Source organism: Stygiolobus caldivivus, from assembly GCF_019704315.1.
Taxonomy (GTDB): domain Archaea; phylum Thermoproteota; class Thermoprotei_A; order Sulfolobales; family Sulfolobaceae; genus Stygiolobus; species Stygiolobus caldivivus.
Window position 1 is genome coordinate 874,544 of the sequence record NZ_AP024597.1, and the last position, 16,077, is coordinate 890,620.

The following is a 16,077-nucleotide window of genomic DNA, read 5'->3' on the forward strand; positions in this document are numbered from 1 at the left end:
CTATGTGTTTATTACGAGTTGTTGATGTAAATAGACCCGTACTTACATATGACGTAGTTTTTATTAATTACGAGGACTTTGTAAAGCTCGGAGACGAGACTTATATAAGGGTACTGACTTCTGATAAGAAATGGGACGAGATAAGTAAAAGTTATTTCTATTTTATCGTCAACAAGTTAAGGTCTCTCGGGTTACTTATAGATAACGCGCTATCTTTTAAAGTGCTACTACCTTATAAACCCTCTTATAACAGTATCTCAGTTACAGAAGGGATATCCTTCATAACTAAAGACAAGAAGCTCATTTACTATGATGCTGAAAAGGAAGCATATAAGTGCGGTATATGCCCGGTAAGTTACGAATGCCTCTCGGCAGTAAAGTCACTCGCCAGAGAGACGGGGGCCAAAATAAGGAATGAAGAACTAGATACCGCTTGGTTCTCGTTGATTCAAAGTGTTAAGTCTCATGTCATGTCTAACCTACGTTTCCTAAGAGCTAAAGCAGACTTAGACAATTTAAAGGTGAAAGATATTGAATGGGTTAAAGAACGTCTATAAACTTTCTCTGATGACAAGCTTTTTGTTATTGGTTACTTTTTCGTTAGGTCTTGGTAGGGCTTTAGCTGATACCGGGAAGGTAAGTTTTTCAGAAGGCTTCCTTTACCTCCACGTTGTATTTGCACTAATCACCGGAGTGCTTTCCTTAGCCTTATTTAAACTAGCATACAATACTGGCCTCTTATTCCCCCGTGTCTTAGCAGGTATAAATTTAATTTTTATTGCTATCGCCTCATTGAGCGGGTTATCAGTATTGTTAACTTCAGATGACGCGTTCGCGACTATAATGCTCTATTCTTTTGAGGTCTCATTTGGTGTCTCATCAGTGCTTATAGGCTACCTTTATTGCTTTTATCACTACCTTTCAGGTCGATGTTAAATACCCTCCTAGTGACCTCAGAATAGTAACCTTTTCCTAAGGACCCGTGTAGGTCACTCTGGTACTTAGGGATTACCCATAGCGTCATCAGCGGGGTATAAATTAGGCCAGACGCTAGGAACGAGAAGAGCCATGCATTATCCAGCACTATACTTTCCCCCGGATAAGGTATATAGAGTAGGGCTGAGACCACAATGAAGGTTATGACGGCTGCTGGGTTGACCCCTTTCCAATACCTAAACCTGCCCTTAGAAAGGAATACGTCCAGTAATTCGAATTTAAACCTCCTTATTACCGCGTAGTCAAATATTATTATACCTTCTACACTCCCTAAAAGCCCACCGTAAGTTAAAAGCCAGTTCTGTATATACCCGTAGGCGTTACCGTAATAACTCCACGCACCAAGCCCGAGCCCTATCACTATGAGGAGTAAAGACCCCTTGAACCATGTTAACTTTTTGGGGAAGGTGTTCGCTATGTCGTATGCCGGCCCTACTGCGTTAGCGAAAACGTTTACGGTAAAAGTGGCTAAGATAAAGGAGAAGAGGACAAAAACGTTAAGCGGGGGAGCCATGTGCAAGGTTACAAGCACTATGGGGTCCCAAATAGCTTGACCGAAGAGCTTTAGTGACGATGCAGTAGTCATGGTTGACATAAAGGCGATCAAGAGCATTAAGAAAGGCATGGGGACTTGCCCCAACGTTTGGGCTGTCTGGCTCTTAGCAAACCTGGTGTAATCCGGCATAGTCACTGCCATGGTAGCCCAGAAAGCGATGTTAGCATTAAGGAAGGCGAGGATCGTTAACAAGTTAAAGGGAGATGATGAAGGTGAGAGTGTAAGTATATTCACGTCCCACTCCACTTTTTGCATGAAGTATAACCACGTTATTAAGAAACCTATCAAGATGATAGGCCCGCTCAGCCTTGCTAACCAGCGGAGGACTGGCTGGGACTTGGTAACAGGTGAGAAGTAAAACACGAGGACTTGTGCGAGTATTACCAACGCGAAAGTCCCCCAGAATATTTCCGGGAAGTCCTTGCTTAAGACGAACGGGTAGTCTGCATAGTGTGATACGGTATATGAGATTATGTCGACTTTATCACTGACAATCGCATAAATAGCTGTAGCAGCTTCGGTTATTATGTATGATTCGATACCCCACCATCCAGCACCTATTACTGCCCTTATCCAACTCGGGAAGATAGCACCATATATCCCCCACCTAGAGCGTGTAAGCTGGGGTTCCGCTATTCCGTACCGTGCCCCGCCGTGTGACTGGATGATCATTGGTATCAGGACTGCCAAGTTACCTAGGAATACTAAGAGTATGGACTGTAAAGCGTTAAGCCCCATGACTATACCTACACTTGCTAAAGTCCAGCTAGGGATGATGAAAGCCATGGACACCCAGATTAAAAAGTAAGTCAGAGGGCCCCAGTTCCTGTCCTTCACCGGTATAGGGTGGATATCGGCGTTCCATAAATACTTTTCTTGAGGTAGGGGCGTAGTTAATTCTACTTGCCCTTTTTCCGGGTAATACCTAGTGACTTCAAGCGGGTTTATAACTCGGTCTTCTGCCATCCTCTCCTATTACTATTTGAGGTACTTAAAATACTTTCGAAAATTAAGGATATACAATTGCACAAGTAGGGTTTATCCGGTATTCTACTCGACTTACCCGGTACGTGTCCACGTGGCTTTTATACTCAAAGTCCCGCTCTGCCTTTCTGATAAAAACCCTTTACTCAGGGTTTCAGTATTGCCATCTCTTTTCCGTATTCTAGTACCCCTTTTGGCCAACCTAAACCCAGTTTGGTAGCCTTGTTGACCTCCTCTTCTGTAGACACGTTATTGTTGACCAACCAAATAGCTTCTTTTACAGCGTCTTCTAAGACCTCTTTCGCTGAGGGGCCCCTTTCAGTCTTTTCTATTCTAGGCCTCCCGTTAGACCAGTCGTAGAACCCCCTTTTAGCCTTTGTCCCTAGCTGGCCCCTAGAGTATAACTCCTCTAATAAAGGGCAATCAAAATCAAACCCCCTTTTCTTTACTTCCCTGCTTATAAACAAGTTAGTGTCTATCCCGGTGTAGTCCAGTAGTTCAAAAATTCCCATAGGGAAACCTAAAGTGTACTTTGCTGTACTATCGACTTCTCTTATCGTATACTTACCTCCACTTACTAGCCTACAAGCAGACGTAAATACCCTAAAGAGGATCCTGTTCACTACGAACCCTATGACGTCTTTCCTTACGGGTATCGGTTCTTTCTTTATCCCCTTAACTATTTCTATCCCCCTCTCGAAGACTTGGTCTGATGTGTAATTCCCCTTTATGACCTCGACTAACCCCATAAGGACAGGGGGGTTGAAAAAGTGGAGCCCCAGAAACCTGTCCTTCTTTTCAAGGGCTGTCGATAGCTCTGTTATAGGTAAACTGCTCGTGTTTGTGGCTATAATTGTATTTGTCCCTACTTTCTTTTCCAGTTCTCGGAAAACTTGGGCCTTGAGGTTAAAGTCCTCAGGGACGGCCTCAATTACTAAGTCTATATCGTAAAATTCGCCCAGTTGTCTGGTAGGAGTTATTTTGCCCATTATAGTAGAGGGCTCCTCGTTCAATTTCCCCTTCTCGTGTAGCTTTTCAAGGGACCACTTGATGTTATCCAAGCCCTTTTTTAACGCTTCTTCGTATTTGTCGTAGAGTATAACGCTGTTCCCGTTTATAGCGAAGACTTCAGCGATCCCGCTCCCCATTATTCCAGAGCCTATAACGGCTACTTTCACTGGCCTTCACAATTTATATGTTGCTTATACAATTTAAATGTTTTACTATAACAATATATCTAAGTTAACTAATATAAATAGTAAAAAATTGGGTAAACTTCTTTAGAATACAGGAATTATATCTCCTTCATCAATATCTGGTAAGTCTTCCTCTCCTTCTATCCCGAGCTCAGGTATTGAGGGCATCTTTATACCGTAGTGTTTTAGAGAAGCACCGACTCTGACTACAGCGGTCTTCCACGCTTCTTCCTTCTCCTTTAAGGTCGGTATATAGAAACCTGCATCTCTCGCTAAGTCTTCCATTTTTAGGTGGACTTCATTAAACCAAGGAGGTAATTTCCAGAAGTCTTTAGGAGGTAAATAGGTTATCAGTGACAGGAATACGAACCCAGCCCTGACTTGTTTCGTTACCAACTTCTTCCTCTCGTCGTCCATCCTTTCTGCGTTTTGTGACATGATCAAGTGGGTGAAAGCGTAGTGTCTGGTCTCGTCTACTGTGGTGTTCTTAAAGACTTCTTGGAAAGCTTTTACCTTAGCTCCTTTCGACATAGTAGAGAAGACTGTAGTAGCAGCTGCCTCACCCATCATGAACGAAGTAAAGAGCACGTCGAATGAGTATTTCTGGTACGCATCTAAATAGGCTTTCCAATATCTGGAACCGTTCCACCAAGTCCACAATACGTTAAGCAGTGCTTTTCTCTCTAAATCATCTTGTGGTTTAAACTCGTTGGGAAAACCGGGGAGTACGCTGTTTATTCCAAACCCACAGACGACGTTGTGCCTGTTTTCGTCATAGGTAATCGTCGTAAGTATACCCTTGACGGGTGTCGGTAAGTGTTGTTCGAAGGACTTGACCACAGCATAGGCAAAGACGGGGGTCGCGTTATCGAACGTAGAGAGTAAAGACCACCAATAGGCAATAGCTAGCCTTTGTTTCCTGTCGAGGCCGCTAGCCCACTCCTTTACTTCCTGCCAGTTTATGTTGTCCTCATCCCACTGTTCCTTTTTTGCTCTCCTATACAGTTGCCACGCTTTGTCATTATCGAAAGTCCATGAAGGGGGGTACACGTTATTTGGAGGAAAGTCAGGTGGCTCTTCAAAGTTAAGAGTCGAGTATTTATCTGTCAAACTGAATCACTAATATTCTCTTGGCTCGCCTCATATATAAACTTTTTATTAAAATTATATGTTATCAGGTTCAATTATATGAATTCTTATTCATATTAATCTGACGCTCTTATGCACTGCGTCGTCCATAACCGCTATACAGTATGAAGCCATCCTTATCAACTCCTTACAAGGTTCGGAGGAGTTACACCTTGATTCGAGGTCGTCCATAGATTCCCTTAACCATTTGATACCGTCTAGGTTCTCATCAAAAAACATTTCAGTAGACCTAACAAACATCTCAGCCACCTTCTTTATTGGTTCCTTCTGTATGTCTTTATCTAACAGACTTATGAACTGTTTTAAATGTGAGACAAACCTGCCTAGGTCCCTCATAAATATCGCGTAAAGTATTATATCCTTGTAGGGTATCTCGAAGTTATATTCATCATCGAGTTGGACACCTATAGCTATATTTCTTATTATACCCCTATAGTCCTTGATGAGGCTGTCACATCTGAAGACTAGGTCCTCCTTAAGTTCAGGCGTTAGTCCGTCTATTACGGAGAGGAGGTCGTCAAGGATTTTCTTTATTTTTTCCACATACCCTTTTGTTAACGCCTTCAGGTCTCTGTTAACCGTGTAGTTTACTGAGAAAGTCAGGCTGTTGAAACTCTCGTCAACTACTTCTAACCCGGGGTGAGTAAGCTGGAGCTCTTTTAACGCCTTCTTTACTTCCGGGGTCATCGTGTTTTTTGACTTCACTACTATCTTAGAAATACCCTGCATGTAGTAAACAGAGATAAGGTATAGCGCTGTGTCAAGGTCGTCGATAACTACTTCCCTCTCTGCATTAGGCGATTTAATGGGCTTAACTTTTAACCCGTCAGGTGTCTCGTATACTTTTAACTCGCTTTTGACCTCGAGCCCGTTTTTCCTGACCCACTCAGTAGGCAAAGAAATTATATAACTTCCGCCCTTTATCTTTTGGAGCCTTCTTACGCTCATTAAAATATACTGTTAGGTGATAATATATATTTATTCATATGTATATATAAGTGGGGGAGAAAAAAGAAGACGTCATGTAGTCCAATTAGGTTTTCTCTTCTCAGCAAACGCCTTCATGCCTTCTTTCCCGTCAGAACTAGCTAAAGTCACGTAAAACTGCCTCCTCTCGAAGTCCAAGCCTTGTGATAAGGTGGTTTCCAAAGCCTTGTTCACGGCTTCCTTTGCCAGCTCTTCCGCAAAACCTGACCTTGACGCTATTTCCTTTGCTAACCTTATTGCTTCGTCCAATAGAGCCTCATCAGGGACTACTTTCACTACTAGTCCCCTCCTATAAGCCTCCCAAGCCGAGATCATCTTCCCTGTGAGTACCATCTCCATACCTTTGTACTTGCCTACCGTCCTTGTGAGCCTCTGGGTTCCCCCTGCACCAGGTATTATCCCCAAGTTTATCTCAGGCTGTCCCAGCATAGCACTCTCTGATGCGATTATTATATCGCATGCCATTGCTAGCTCAAGTCCACCCCCTGCTGTAACGCCATTAAGGGCCGCAATTACGGGCTTCCTAAAGGCCCTAAGCCTTTCCCACATAGGTGCATGACCTTTCCTTGCTACATCTTCTATCGGCATGTTTGCCATCTCGATGACGTCAGCACCCGCACAGAAAGCCCTACCGTTTCCCGTTAGTATGACGGCCTTAACTTTATCTTTCTCAGCTTGATCAAACGCTTTAACGAAGTCTTCAACCATCTCCATGTTTATTGCGTTTAGCTTTTCAGGCCTGTTTAACCTGATAACCCCTATGTCTCGGCTCTTCTCGTATAATACGGTATTTACCATCTTGTCATTCACCTCTAAACTGGGGTCGTCTCTTCTCCAAAAACGCCTTAACCCCCTCAGAGAAGTCCTCAGTCTTCCCTAGAGCGCCCTGCATAGACGCTTCATAATCTAGGAACTCTTCTAAGTCATAGTACATCACTCTGTTTATTAACCTCTTACTCGCTGAGTAGGACTTAAACTGGCCGTTAGCAATTTTGTCAGCCGTGTCCAACGCCTCTTTAAGGGGGTCATCCACGACCTGAAATAGTCCCATCTTTTCTGCCTCTTCTCCAGTAAATTCTCCACCCAATAATGCGTACTTTTCAGCTTTTACTCCGGCCATCCTTAACATCATAAGTGTTAAACCGCTATCAGGGGCTAACGCTATATTGTGGAAAGCAGTAACGAACTTAGTGTCCTTGGTAGTGTACCTTATATCTGAAGCTAAAGAAAGGCTGATCCCTGCTCCCGCTGCCACGCCTTTAACCGCGGTTATGAATATCTTGGGGGAGAACCTTATCTCCTTTATGATCACATGAAAGGAGCCCCTTAAGTCTTCAGCTAAGTCTTGACTCATTGATGAAAGATCAGCGCCTACACTAAACGCCCTACCTGCACCAGTTATAACTGCCACCCTTTTTTCAGGGTTTCTGTTAAAGTCCCTTATTGTCTTTATAAGTGAATCCCTTAGCTCCTTATTCATGGCGTTAAGTTTTTCAGGTCTGTTTAACGTTATTAACAGTGTTTTACCTCGGTCCTCTACTAATACTTCAGAGCCCATGAACAACTCTTTCTCTCCGCCAAATTATATTTCTAACTTAAATTATACCGTTTAAGAATGAAGAAATAGATAGATTAAATATCATATTTTTTCCATTTATATTTTCTGAAGTTAAAATATTGTAGTGATAAGATATATAAATGATTTAAACAATATTTAATTTATGGACAGAAAAGTAGGCATAGTAGGCGTCGGGATGAGCAAGTTCGGGAGGAGGAATGACGTTACGGTTAGGGAATTATCGTGGGAAGCCGTCAAAGAAGCCTTTGAAGACTCAGGGTTAACACAAAAAGATATACAGCTCACTGTGATAGGGAGTACCGCTTATAGGGGGACTGAAATTTACCCAGCTCCCCCGGTCTCAGAGTACTGCGGACTGGTGGGGAAATCACCCCTGAGAGTTGAAGCAGCTTGTGCTACCGGGAGCTCCGCAGTCTTCACGGCAGTTAATGCGATAGCGTCTGGGATGGTAGACATCGCCCTCGTTATAGGGGTAGACAAGATGACAGAAGTGGACACTGCTACTTCACTCGCTATTGGCGGTAGAGGTGGGAACTATTACTGGGAGTTCCACATGTACGGGACCACATTCCCCACTTATTACGCGTTATACGCTACCAGGCACATGTCCCTGTTTGGTACTACAGAGGAAGACATGGCGCTCGCCGCGGTTAAGGCCCATAAATATGCGTCATATAACGAGAAGGCACACTTCAGGAACAAGGTTACGGTAGAGGACGTTCTGAAGTCAAGGGTGATATCTTGGCCTATTAAGCTCCTTGATTCTTCACCTATAAGTGACGGTGCAGCTGCTGCAATACTCGCGTCAGAGGAGAAAATAAGGGAACTAAAGATAGACACCCCAGTATGGGTAAGGGCTATGGGCTATGGTAGCGACACTTCTTACATAGCAGCTAGAGGGGAGTGGACTGGGCTAAATGCGGCTAGAGAAGCAGCCTATATGGCTTATAAGGTGAGCGGTTACACTCCCCATGATATAGAATACGCTACTGTCCACGACTGTTTTACGATTGCCGAGATAATGGCGTATGAAGATTTAGGCTTCGTTGAAAAAGGTAAAGGGACTGCTCTCCTTAGAGAAGGACAGACTGAAAAAGACGGAAAAGTAGCCGTGAACTTATTCGGGGGGCTGAAAGCTAAGGGGCACCCCCTAGGGGCTACTGGAGTTGCTATGGTATATGAAATAACTAAGCAACTGAGGGAGGAAGCGGGCCCTGTCCAGCACTCCTTTAAGAAATACGTTGCACTGTCCCATAACGTTGGGGGTACCGGACATTACGCGTTTGTGGGGGTATATAGCAGGTGATGGTAATGGACGGTATTCCTCTAGTCATGAAATATACGTTTCCGGCCGAGGACCTCTATAGGCCTTTCTGGGAGGGGCTAAAGAGGGGAGAGGTGCTAGGGACTAGGTGTAAGAGGTGTAACACCCTCTACTTCCCCCCGCAGAGGGACTGCCCTAAGTGTATGGGTTCAGATATGGAGTGGGTAGGTGTTGGTAAATCGGGGGAACTCATGACTTACAGTATTGTGGAACAGAAGCCCCAAGGGTTTGAAAATTATGACAAGTACACTATAGGTATCGTAAGGACTGAGAAGGGGGTTAATTTAATGTGTTGGGTAGTAGGTACCCCTAAAGTCGGGGCTAAGGTGAGCCTCTCTTCTGATGGGCATCGGGTCTTATGTGAGGTGAAAGCATGATCTCTTACGACGAGACGGATCCTAAGTCCCTAAACAAGGAAGAGATAAAAGAAGTCCAAAACTTTAGGTTCAGGAGGATGATAAAGAGAGTATATGAGAGGAGCCCTTATTACCACAAGGTAATGAAGGAAAAGGGGTTAACTCCCGACGACCTGAAGACTCCTGAAGACCTAATCAAGATGCCGTTCACGACTAAAGATGACCTAAGGAGGTATGCTTACCCTTATGGCGGAGATTTCCTAACAGTCCCGCTGGAGGAACTGGTGGGCTGGCACATGACCAGCGGCACCACAGGGGTACCTACGGTAGGTGCATATACTCACAATGACATTGAACTATGGGCAGACTTAGTAGGCAGGAGTTTGAGGACAGCAGGTGTAACAAAAGGTGACGTAGTAGCTAACATATACGGTTACGGCCTATTTACGGGTGGCATAGGTCTGCATATGGGCATACAGAGGGTCGGGGCAAAGGTCATCCCTTGGAGTACAGGTAGGACGGAGGCGTTAGCTAAGGCGTTAAAGGACTTTAAGGTTACGGTAATAACTGGGACTCCTTCTTATGAGCTGTATGTAGCCGAGAAAATCAGAGAGGCCGGGATAGACGTGGAAAAAGACCTCAACTTACGTATCGCCATACCCGGGGCTGAAGCAATGACGAAAGAGATGTTGACGAAGATCGATAAGGAGTTAGCCCTGACTTCTCACGGAGGAGGTGCTAGGGAAATATACGGCTTGACTGAGGCTATCGGCCCGGGAGTTGCACAAGAGTGCCCGTTTGACGGTCACGATAAATTGCACATCTGGACAGACCACTTCTATGTAGAGATAATAGACCCTGAAACGGGGGAGAGAGTAGGGGAAGGCGAAGAAGGAGAGCTGGTACTTACCCATTTAACGAGAGAAGGGATGCCCTTAATCAGGTATAGGACTAGGGATATTACCAGGCTTGAGGAAAGCGGGGACGACATCCCGTTCCCCACTATCAGGACTATCAAGGGGAGGGTCGATGATGTGGTGTTCTATAAAGGAGTCAAAGTCTACCCGACGGCAATAAACGAAGTGCTAATGAAGTACCCTGAAGTTAAGGAGTACCAGCTGGTGTTTACTAAGGAGCCTGCAAAGTTTGAGATACTAATTGAGACCGACAGTCCTTCAGAAGAGTTAAGGAGAAAAATAGCTACTGAAGTGCAGGCTGTCGCGTTTGTCCATGCGGATATCCAATTCGTCAACGGGTTACCTAGATGGGAGGGCAAATCTAAGAGAGTTGTCGTGAAATGACTTTTTTCTGTACGTTCGTTAGTAGGTCATTAAGCTAAGGGAAGTAGAAAGCTAGAGTGATTTCATTTTCGTATACGTTAAGCTGTATTGACGAGCTCCCATGATTTTGTGGGTAAGATCAAGGTGGACGTGAACGTATGTAAGTGACACAATCAAAGGAGTACCAACACTTACCGTTAGCGGTAGACTACAGAAGCGTCCTAAGCGTAACCGCAGTCGGATATAGATTGGACGGAAAGGGGATGGGGCAGTCGGTAGTTTAAGGAGCCCCAACCCAGTTACTTCCTTTTATCAAATATCTTGCTTATTAACGTAGAATACTGCTCCATTACTTCTTTCCCCTTGTCCGTCAGTTCTACAAATGTCCTCGGGCCTAATGGGGTAATCTTCTTTACCATCCTTATGTAACCCCCTTCTTCCAATACTTGGAGGTGGGTATATAGGGAACTCTTTGGGATGTCGAGTACCTTTAATAGTTGGGAGAAGTTTATGGACTTGAGTCCGTACAACGCTAAGAGTATCCCCAGCCTCACTGAGTTATTCAACGTCGGGTCATTGAGGATCTCCATTAACTTCTTCAGCTCGTCACTCACCTTCTATTACCTCCATGAAAGACGCATACCCCGCATAGACCCAAGCCAAAGTATAAGGTATCCACGCTATTTCAGGGGGTCGTGTCATATGGAGGGAATAAGAAAACCCTATATATACCAGCGTCCCGACAAGTACTGACCACGCTAAAAGGTCATAATAACGGAGGTCAAAAAATTTGTCCTCAGACGCTAAGTTATCCTTGAATAAATAGTATACCACCAAAGCAAAATAGACCGCAAATGACGACAAAGCTATAAGCACCAGGGAGAGGTCGCGGTAATAAACCCCTACACCTAACACTATCATCGAGATTTCCCACCAGAGTAAGGAGATAATATTACGACGATTTATCACCATATTTTTAGCCTTTTCTTTCCCCATTATCCTCGATATCGCCCTCGAGAAGTGGGCAAAGGCCTTAATATCATAATAGAAGTACCCAATTAGAACGGCTAGGAAATTAAGGACTGGGTGCCAAGGGTCAAAATATGATAACGCATAAAGCACCAAGGGAAAAGTAGACGAGAGCAAGTAGTTTTTAGCCATAGCCAGCCTGAGCTCACCCTTTACTATCTTCTCCGCTACCCTCCTAGACTCTTCTACTAAGTCCTTCTCCATCCCTCAGGCCTCCGCGACCAAGTCATATAACCTCTCTAAATTGCTCATGGAGTCTACCCTATACCCCTTATCCCCCCTTATCAGCGATATTTTCTTGCCGTTGACCGTCAGTGTAAGCAGTGCTGAGGGGTCTTCTCCGAAGACTATTGACGAAGACAGTAAGTCCCCCGCCTTTATGGGCCCGAATAGACTACCTTCAAAGATTAGGAAGCAATTGTAATCACTGAACAGCCTCGCGATGTCGACCTCGTGTGTTACTATAACCCCTTCCTTTCCGTACTCTTTGAGCCAGCTCACCACTACCTTCCTTTTTGAGACGTCTACGTTCTCAAAGGGCTCGTCGATCAAGACCACTTTAGGGTCTGTTGCTAATGCTATTAGAGTCCTGACCAGGACGCCTTGCCCTGCCGAGAGCTGATAGACCGCCTTGTTTAGCTTTATCCCTAGCTTCTCCAGCTCCCGCCTGACATCGGCTTTACACCCCTTGACCTCTTCATAAACCTCTATTACGTCCTCTACGGTCAACCCTAATGAAAACGCCTGCGGTAAGTTGGTAGCGACCGCGTTATAGTTCTTGACACCTCTCACTTCCATCCCGTCGACCCTTATGCTACCCTTATAAGGGACTATCCCTGCAATAGCACTGAGCAATGTGGTCTTACCGGAACCGTTCGGTCCCATCAAGAGCACTTTTTCCCCGTCGACCCTTGCACTTATCCCCCTTATTACCTCCTTTCTACCGTAGTATATATAGACGTCTTTCAGGTCTATCACACGAACCTCCCCTCCTCTAGGGGCTTATAGTAAAGCCTCCTCAACATCGCTATTGAGGCGAGTGAGAGCAGTAAAGACCAGATCAAGACCGAGGCTATTGAATAGCCTATGTTAAGGGTAGGTCCGTGGAGGTCGTTATAGTTGAGGGGTATTGGTTTTGTGGAAAAACTCTGCTCCGCGAGGAGCTCTATCACTACAAAGGGGTTATAGTATGCCATGTTAGTCGAGTCCGAATTGGAGTAGAAAAAGCCGAACATGATGGCTAAGAAGTAGGGGATAAACGCTACAGCCCGGCTTAATTTCCTTGATGTCACCACAGTGGCCTCCTCTAAGAGTAGTACCAGCGGTACGTAGAACATACCGGAGAGGACGACGTCAAAGAAGGACAGCCCCCAGTCCTTAGGCAATATCAGCTCCCCGAAGCGGTAGGAAAAGAGTGAGATTACGCCCACGGACATTAACACACTTACTATCAGCAGTGTCAATGTTACCGTGAGGTAAAGGGAGAGGAGGTAGTATTTCGGGGTCAGCCTCGAAAACCTGGTCAGGAAGGAGAGCCCTCCAGAGTGGTAGGATATCATCATACCTATTGAACTGGCAAACATCGAAGTGGACATAAGTACTACTGTGCCGTACCAAGACGCCGTATAATATACCGGGCTGTACTCGTAGTTAGAAGATAATATGAATGCCCCCATCGCTATAAAAAAGTACGTAAAGGCTATCCCAAAACCAATTGCATATGGGTTGATTAACAGCCTTTTCACGAAGATCAAAGCCAATTTCATATCTGTAGATCATATCCTGACTTTTTATACTACCCAGAAAGTTCGCCGTCACGAACCTGTACAAGCGCGATTACCGAGGCGTAGTCGAAACCGGTTAGGCTATCAAGGACGTAGCCCTTTCGCCCTAGGGTGAGTGTGTGCAGGTAGTCGTTTTATTAATAAATGGGGTGGGGGGGGGACGTACTGTTTATACGTGCGGGATACGGTTATCGGCTCAATTTACTCCTTACTGGTGCGGATTAGTTTATGCACTCCCTTTAACCCCTTATCCAATTATTAGAAGGCCGCTATAACAAAGGAAGGTTTAAGGGATTCTGTCCTAAGATCTGTCTCTATGTTAGAGCCCTTTAATATCGTCTCCGTTTATGCTCATCCTTTCAACTTCTAATTGCGTGAGTATATCAAGGACTTTCCTCATGTATATTTTCACAAAATAGTATATACGAAAACTCCTAAACTCCTCCTCGTTTGTCCTTATAGTCTCTATATATTGCTCAGGTGTGTAGTACTTGATGGTGTAGTCTTTTCCGTTAATTGTAAGTTTTTCAGGGACGGGTTTTTTTGAGACTATTAGTATAGTATCTCCTTTAATCCCTGCTAGGTGGACGTACCATTTGTCCACTTGTTCAAGTGCTGTGAGGACTACCTCTTTTTCGTCCATAAAATAAGATTGATAAAGTGATATTTAATTTAACATTATTTAATTTAACATTTCCATAATATCCCTCAAGACAACAGATTGACTTCTCTGGAGCCCATGGTGGGGTTAAAAGTAACTAGAAGTAAGGATAAGCTACGTCATGGGTAACAAGGCCTTGAATAGTATACCTAGTTGACGTTCTCAAGTTTTTCTTACCTTACAACCTTGTTATACTGGTCATTTAATAAAGGGCGAGGACCCCCCGTATAAACCCTCCGTATAAAGCAGGTACATATGCTGGGCTGAAGGACGAGGTCTTGCCCTTTAGGGCTCGACAAGGTATTACTCCCCAAATATAGTTACACGTAATTTCAATTTCCATAATCATATACGTGTTTTATAACGTCAAAATTATGAAAAAGCTTATGAATAGGAGAGGATAATAGAAGAATATGCCTATAGTAATTTCAGATCATATGGACCCTGATGTAGACTTTTATGTCCCTCCAGGCAACGACTCGGCTCAGGCTTTTGAAGAGGCGTTCTTGGTTTCAAAGATTTACGGAGTAGCGCACATAATAGTAAGGGGTAGGTTATACATCTATGCGTCTAGTTCCTTGCCTATAACTTTAGACCCGTCACTGCACTTCATAATAGAAGGAGATGGTTTAGGTGAGATAGTCTATGTTAATCCCAATAATTTGAGCAACCCTCCGCCGGCATTCACCACTGGGTACTTAACCTCCTTGGCCGAGATACAGAGTGCTACACCTAATAATGCTGTAGTCCAAGTGCCTATAATGCAGATCTCGACTTTCGGTTGGGTCGTCGCATTTAAGAACATGAGGCTGGTCAATATTACTTCCCAGCAATGGTTTATGGTCTCGGGGCAACAAAACAGTAATATAACAATTACGTCTTTCTACTTTGACGGTGTACAGTTCTTCTCCAATGTAGAACTCCTCTACACTGGGACTGTTATTGTGATGAACTGCTACTCTAACGGTTCTCAACTATCGTTTGGCACCATGTCTAGGGATATTGTGGTCATGGCTTCACGCTTTGAGAACTCGTCATTAACTACTGTGTCCCCCCACGGATGGAGCTTCGTAGGGTGCGTATTTGTAGGCTTAGCCCAAGTAAGCATATCGGGTAATAACGGTAGTATAATAGGCTGTGTGTTTGATGGTGCTACATTAAACGGACAGAATTCCGAAAACGTAAAAGTAGTAGCATCTCAGTTTCAGAACGTCTCTTTCTCCGGTATTAGCGGAAACGTGACCTTTACCTTAGGGACCGGGTATTCGGTTGTGGCTAACGCGTTTTATGGCTACTCAGTAATCCTGTCTCTAGGTCAGGGGAGTTGGGCTGTCGTAGGCTTTAACACTTTTAAAAATAGTGCAAATTTAGTAGTCCTAGCCCAAGACGGGAGTACTGTAGAAAACGTCAGTATAATAGGTAATGAGTTCTCTACCCTACCTACTCATAACTCCTTTATTTTTGTGTCTGGATGGAGCTCTCAAGGTACACCACAGCTCACCGGCGTAATAAATGTCTTATACATTGCGTTTAACAGCTTCACTAATTCTGCAGGGCCACCTTACATAGTTTACGGGTATGAAGTAACTCAGGGGATGAGGATACACGGTATAGCATACATAAATGTAGCGATAAGTGTAGTGAGCGCGTTCATTTCGTTCAATTATTTCGCAAATAACGGAGGGTTAAAGAGTAATTCGTCCGACAAAGTGATAGGGTATATTAGTCTTCAACAATTAAACAATAATGTACAGCTAATAAAGAATCTGATCTTAACGTTTAACGTTAATGAAGGTAATAACGCTTACCTACCAGAAGGACAGACCTATAACGCGCAATTCAACGTAGGGATTTGATATGCTTCTATTTGATATGCTTCTCAAATCAAATCCTATGTTTATTTTTAGATAGTAACGAATAATTTATGGAGTATTATAACTTGGGAAAAACATTTTGTCTTTTTTTAACCTACAAAACTCTTTTCTTCTCTTTTTTCTCATCAGATATAGAAAGTGCAGCACACCTTTCTAAGATCTTTTTCATCTCATTCCCCATGACACCGTCGTAAGTGACCACAACCCTGTCTTTCATGTAATGTATCTTACCTTTTCCATATGGTTCACGGAATTCAATCTCTATGGTGTCTAAAATGCCGGGGAGGACTTTTACTTTACCCTTAAGCATTATCCTATTCAT

Annotated in this window: 18 protein-coding genes; 6 read left to right on the forward strand and 12 right to left on the reverse strand. The window is 44.0% G+C overall.

Annotation, left to right across the window (positions count from 1 at the left end; genetic code table 11):
• Positions 1 to 2: 2 nt before the first annotated feature.
• Positions 3 to 557: a hypothetical protein gene (locus KN1_RS04520; RefSeq protein ID WP_221289620.1), complete on the forward strand. Its 555-nt coding sequence runs from the start codon at positions 3 to 5 to the stop codon at positions 555 to 557.
• Positions 532 to 936, forward strand: a complete 405-nt coding sequence (locus KN1_RS04525) for a hypothetical protein (protein ID WP_225905780.1) — start codon at positions 532 to 534, stop codon at positions 934 to 936. The genes KN1_RS04520 and KN1_RS04525 overlap by 26 nt, the downstream gene beginning before the upstream one ends.
• On the opposite strand, the gene KN1_RS04530 is transcribed toward KN1_RS04525, so the two are convergent.
• From KN1_RS04530 to KN1_RS04555, 6 genes are all read right to left on the reverse strand, one after another.
• Positions 887 to 2,518, reverse strand: coding sequence for an NCS1 family nucleobase:cation symporter-1 (locus tag KN1_RS04530; protein ID WP_221289621.1), 1,632 nt, complete (start codon positions 2,516 to 2,518; stop codon positions 887 to 889). The genes KN1_RS04525 and KN1_RS04530 overlap by 50 nt on opposite strands.
• A 164-nt stretch (positions 2,519 to 2,682) precedes the next feature.
• Entirely contained in the window at positions 2,683 to 3,714 is a 1,032-nt protein-coding gene (locus KN1_RS04535; protein ID WP_221289622.1) for a 3-hydroxyacyl-CoA dehydrogenase, read from the reverse strand.
• Between the two features lie 102 nt (positions 3,715 to 3,816).
• Positions 3,817 to 4,842 carry an aminobenzoate oxygenase gene (locus KN1_RS04540; protein ID WP_221289623.1) on the reverse strand — a complete coding sequence of 342 codons (1,026 nt, stop codon included), beginning with the start codon at positions 4,840 to 4,842 and terminating at the stop codon, positions 3,817 to 3,819.
• A gap of 90 nt (positions 4,843 to 4,932) precedes the next feature.
• Entirely contained in the window at positions 4,933 to 5,829 is an 897-nt protein-coding gene (locus KN1_RS04545; RefSeq protein ID WP_221289624.1) for an AbrB/MazE/SpoVT family DNA-binding domain-containing protein, read from the reverse strand.
• A gap of 72 nt (positions 5,830 to 5,901) precedes the next feature.
• The gene (locus tag KN1_RS04550) at positions 5,902 to 6,666 is read right to left on the reverse strand and encodes an enoyl-CoA hydratase/isomerase family protein (RefSeq protein WP_221289625.1); all 765 of its coding nucleotides are present in this window, start codon (positions 6,664 to 6,666) and stop codon (positions 5,902 to 5,904) included.
• Positions 6,667 to 6,670: 4 nt separating this feature from the next.
• Positions 6,671 to 7,426 carry an enoyl-CoA hydratase-related protein gene (locus KN1_RS04555; protein WP_221289626.1) on the reverse strand — a complete coding sequence of 252 codons (756 nt, stop codon included), beginning with the start codon at positions 7,424 to 7,426 and terminating at the stop codon, positions 6,671 to 6,673.
• 163 nt (positions 7,427 to 7,589) lie between these two features.
• Here KN1_RS04555 and KN1_RS04560 point away from each other — a divergent pair, with 163 nt between their 5' ends.
• The 3 genes from KN1_RS04560 to KN1_RS04570 are packed head-to-tail and all read left to right on the forward strand — an operon-like array spanning position 7,590 to position 10,428.
• Entirely contained in the window at positions 7,590 to 8,753 is a 1,164-nt protein-coding gene (locus tag KN1_RS04560) for a thiolase domain-containing protein (RefSeq protein ID WP_221289627.1), read from the forward strand.
• Positions 8,753 to 9,148: a Zn-ribbon domain-containing OB-fold protein gene (locus KN1_RS04565; RefSeq protein ID WP_221290551.1), complete on the forward strand. Its 396-nt coding sequence runs from the start codon at positions 8,753 to 8,755 to the stop codon at positions 9,146 to 9,148. The genes KN1_RS04560 and KN1_RS04565 overlap by 1 nt, the downstream gene beginning before the upstream one ends.
• Positions 9,145 to 10,428, forward strand: coding sequence for a phenylacetate--CoA ligase family protein (locus KN1_RS04570; protein WP_221289628.1), 1,284 nt, complete (start codon positions 9,145 to 9,147; stop codon positions 10,426 to 10,428). Before KN1_RS04565 ends, KN1_RS04570 begins: the two co-directional genes overlap by 4 nt.
• Before the next feature lie 278 nt (positions 10,429 to 10,706).
• Here the strand turns inward: KN1_RS04570 and KN1_RS04575 are convergent, their stop codons facing one another.
• The 5 genes from KN1_RS04575 to KN1_RS04595 form a co-directional block, all read right to left on the reverse strand.
• Complete coding sequence (locus tag KN1_RS04575) at positions 10,707 to 11,021, reverse strand: winged helix-turn-helix domain-containing protein (protein WP_221289629.1); 315 nt, start codon at positions 11,019 to 11,021, stop codon at positions 10,707 to 10,709.
• Entirely contained in the window at positions 11,014 to 11,640 is a 627-nt protein-coding gene (locus tag KN1_RS04580; protein WP_221289630.1) for a hypothetical protein, read from the reverse strand. The genes KN1_RS04575 and KN1_RS04580 overlap by 8 nt, the downstream gene beginning before the upstream one ends.
• A gap of 3 nt (positions 11,641 to 11,643) precedes the next feature.
• Positions 11,644 to 12,414: an ATP-binding cassette domain-containing protein gene (locus KN1_RS04585; RefSeq protein ID WP_221289631.1), complete on the reverse strand. Its 771-nt coding sequence runs from the start codon at positions 12,412 to 12,414 to the stop codon at positions 11,644 to 11,646.
• Positions 12,411 to 13,202 carry a hypothetical protein gene (locus KN1_RS04590; RefSeq protein WP_221289632.1) on the reverse strand — a complete coding sequence of 264 codons (792 nt, stop codon included), beginning with the start codon at positions 13,200 to 13,202 and terminating at the stop codon, positions 12,411 to 12,413. The genes KN1_RS04585 and KN1_RS04590 overlap by 4 nt, the downstream gene beginning before the upstream one ends.
• 337 nt (positions 13,203 to 13,539) lie before the next feature.
• Positions 13,540 to 13,863: a hypothetical protein gene (locus KN1_RS04595; protein WP_221289633.1), complete on the reverse strand. Its 324-nt coding sequence runs from the start codon at positions 13,861 to 13,863 to the stop codon at positions 13,540 to 13,542.
• A 431-nt stretch (positions 13,864 to 14,294) separates the two neighbouring features.
• Between KN1_RS04595 and KN1_RS04600 the strand changes: the two genes are divergently transcribed.
• Positions 14,295 to 15,737, forward strand: coding sequence for a hypothetical protein (locus KN1_RS04600; RefSeq protein ID WP_221289634.1), 1,443 nt, complete (start codon positions 14,295 to 14,297; stop codon positions 15,735 to 15,737).
• A 112-nt stretch (positions 15,738 to 15,849) separates the two neighbouring features.
• Here the strand turns inward: KN1_RS04600 and KN1_RS04605 are convergent, their stop codons facing one another.
• Entirely contained in the window at positions 15,850 to 16,077 is a 228-nt protein-coding gene (locus KN1_RS04605; RefSeq protein ID WP_221289635.1) for a hypothetical protein, read from the reverse strand.